The organism is Flavobacterium sp. (assembly GCF_039932285.1).
In the GTDB taxonomy this organism is placed as follows: Bacteria; Bacteroidota; Bacteroidia; order Flavobacteriales; family Flavobacteriaceae; genus Flavobacterium.
The window spans coordinates 1-2,873 of record NZ_JBDTQE010000122.1; the positions used below are offsets into that span (position 1 = coordinate 1).

General features: G+C 30.2%; 3 protein-coding genes and 1 pseudogene. 2 read left to right on the forward strand and 2 right to left on the reverse strand.

Features of this window, described 5'->3' with window-relative positions; all coding sequences use genetic code 11:
• Together ABI549_RS13595 and ABI549_RS13600 are read left to right on the forward strand one after the other, a co-directional pair.
• Positions 1 to 478 (forward strand): annotated as a pseudogene (locus ABI549_RS13595) (TonB-dependent receptor); the annotation flags it as partial.
• 37 nt (positions 479 to 515) lie between these two features.
• Positions 516 to 1,247, forward strand: a complete 732-nt coding sequence (locus tag ABI549_RS13600; RefSeq protein ID WP_348076997.1) for a hypothetical protein — start codon at positions 516 to 518, stop codon at positions 1,245 to 1,247.
• On the opposite strand, the gene ABI549_RS13605 is transcribed toward ABI549_RS13600, so the two are convergent.
• The gene (locus ABI549_RS13605; RefSeq protein ID WP_348076998.1) at positions 1,244 to 1,945 is read right to left on the reverse strand and encodes a hypothetical protein; all 702 of its coding nucleotides are present in this window, start codon (positions 1,943 to 1,945) and stop codon (positions 1,244 to 1,246) included. The two genes, ABI549_RS13600 and ABI549_RS13605, sit on opposite strands and share 4 nt — an antisense overlap.
• A 150-nt stretch (positions 1,946 to 2,095) precedes the next feature.
• Positions 2,096 to 2,779: a hypothetical protein gene (locus ABI549_RS13610; RefSeq protein ID WP_348076999.1), complete on the reverse strand. Its 684-nt coding sequence runs from the start codon at positions 2,777 to 2,779 to the stop codon at positions 2,096 to 2,098.
• Positions 2,780 to 2,873 lie beyond the last annotated feature (94 nt).

The window sequence follows — 2,873 nt, forward strand, 5'->3', positions numbered from 1 at the left end:
CGGAACAGAATCTTGGTTGAGTTTTGGATACCTAGAAACCAAAGAGAATATAGACAATCGCGGTTATATTTCAAGACCTACAGACCAACGATTGAAGTTTGGAATTCTATTTCAGGATTATGTACCTAACATTCCTACATTCAAAATGTATCTAAATTTAGTTTATAATACAGGTTTGCCAGGTGGTTCGCCATCGTATGCTGACCCTTATGATTATCAGTTGCGTTTGCGAGATTATCGTCGTGCCGATTTGGGTTTTTCGTATGTTTTTACAGACAGGGCTAGAGCCAAAGAAGAAGGGAATTGGCTGAAAAAATTTAAAGATTTGTCTCTCGGATTAGAGATTTTTAATATGTTTAACAACCAAAATACCATTACAAACACTTGGGTTCGTGATGTGTATACAAAATCGCAATACGGTGTGCCTAATTATTTGACCAGTCGTGTGTTTAGTTTGAAACTGAATGTAAAGTTGTAATTTAAAAAAACCTTATATTTGATATAAATTTTTACCTATGAAAAAGCTCTCAATATATATTTTCCCAATACTAATCCTATTAGTAAGTTGCAAAGAAGAATCAAAAAAACCAAAGGTGATTTATGAAGATGCAAAAGCGGTTGTTGCACCTGTAAAAAAGGATTCGACACAAATAAAAATTGCCGATTTACCTATTCAAATGGGAGGAACTTCTTTTTTAATTCATCCTATGGGAGAGTACAGTATGAGCGACGGAAATTCTAAACTTAATTCAGGTTCATCATCATCATCTTATGACAAAGATGAAAGTTTCAAAGTTTCTAATTACAATGATTACGAAATAACAGGTTATATAAGCAATTTTAAATTTCAGAAAGCGGGTTCTGATTCGCTACATTTATTAACAGAAAAACCAGTCCTTATACAAACAGTAACGTATTTGAAATCAGTTTCCGACAAAGCAAAACAACAAGTATTGGTTTATACATTGGCCGATATGGATACGAATAACGATGGAAAAATAAATTCGAACGACATAAAAACGATTTATTTAAGTGATATTAGTGGCAATAAATTTACTAAAATCGCTGCCGATTTCTACGAGCTTATAGATTGGAACTTGATTGAATCGAACAGTCATTTGTATTTTAGAACGATTGAAGATATAAACAAAAATGGTGCTTTCGATAAGACCGACAAAGTGCATTATCATTTTGTGAATTTGCAAAATAAAGATTGGAAAGTAGAAGAATATTCGCCTATAAACTAAATCAGAATATCACTTTCTAAATCTGATTTTTCAATTTCAAAATCGAAACCTAATTGAGTTACTAATTCGATTACTAATTTTTTGTACCAGTTTTCAGATTTGGGATGAATGTATATTTTTTCAATCAAGGCATTGATATCTACATTAATTTTAAGTCCGTCGTTTATCGAAATATTTTGTTCGGTAACATCAGTAATAATTCTAACTTCACGTTCGTACTGAAAACTTTTTCGTTTGAATAAGAAAGGGAAAAAATTATCATCAAACGGAATGTATTCTTTTTTGTAATCGATATAATTTACTTCCCCTATATATTGTTTGGTGAGTTGTTCGGGTTGCAAAGCCTCTTTTAATCTCCCAATGGTCGATTGTATAGCTAAACCTTCTTGGTTTTTGGTAAAAATTTGCCACATCGCAAAACTCTCATATTCATTAGTATGCCAACTACTTATGGCCACTTTCTCACGATGTGATTTGTAATAATCTAAGAACTTAGGATTGTTGGCGGCAATTTTTTTAATTTCTTCAAAAGTAGGTTCGCTAAATGTGCCTTCGTATTGGTCTTCAAACTTATCCGAACGAGACATAAACATTTTTTGCGACAATAATAAATCTAAAAATTTAGACAAGTCTAAGTATTTCCAAACGATAGTATCTGGATTTTCTGGAAGATTAATATTGTTGTGGTTTATGTACATTTATGGGTTCAAAATAAGTTTTAAAATATAATTTACCTTGGAGTCAGTTGCGAAATTCAGAATTGCATATTTTGAACTAAGATAATCTTATTATGAAAGAAAAACGTAAATTTCTCGACATTTCTTGAAACCGCTGTTGTGCGATGTTTTTTATTTTACGAATTGTTTTTCATTAATTTTTCCATTAATTTCATTTGAATATATGCTTGATTTAGATCCAAATGATTCATACTTAAGTCTAAGTTTGGTTTTAAAATTCCCACCATATTTTTGCATTGCACTAATGACAATATTTTCCGGTGGACAATAAAAATCTATAATACCATTTCCACACATAAATCTCATTCTTTCTTGAATTGGTTGCCATTTTCCATTTCTATTTTTCGCTTCAATAATTATAGGTAAATACTCTGCATAACCTATGTTTAGAGTATCCTTGCTTCTGTTTTTTATAAAAATCGGATTAGCAATTTTGTCATTTCTTTTTCCTTCTTTGCTATATTCATAAATTCCCATTGGAATTCCTATAATTCTTGTTGTATCAACAAATATTTCTAAAGAGTTTTTTATTGGCAATTTATATTCTTTATAAGTTTCTGTTTTTCTAACTGTTTCACGAGTTTGATATGAAATCGTTATGTTTTCACTTATTTTACCAATATATAATGGAGAAATTTCTGAAGTTGTTAATTTGTTTGCAAAATCCACTTTAAGTTTATTGCTAAATTTATCCATTAAAATAATTTGTGAAAAATTGATGTTTTGATTTTCTTTTTTACAATTCCAACAGAACAAACAAATTGATAATAAAGTTACTATTCTGATTATTTTCATTTTTTCAGTTTTTTTGGTAAAATATCGCACAACGTTCCGCCGCTTCTCGTCAGTTGCGAACTTCGGAACGAATTATTTTCTGTTAAAGATAAAA

Excerpts from the sequence above, each read along its gene's own strand:
- ABI549_RS13600 (WP_348076997.1), top strand. The coding sequence starts at position 516 with ATGAAAAAGCTCTCAATATATATTTTCCCAATACTAATCCTATTAGTA.
- ABI549_RS13605 (WP_348076998.1), bottom strand. The coding sequence starts at position 1,945 with ATGTACATAAACCACAACAATATTAATCTTCCAGAAAATCCAGATACT.
- ABI549_RS13610 (WP_348076999.1), bottom strand. The coding sequence starts at position 2,779 with ATGAAAATAATCAGAATAGTAACTTTATTATCAATTTGTTTGTTCTGT.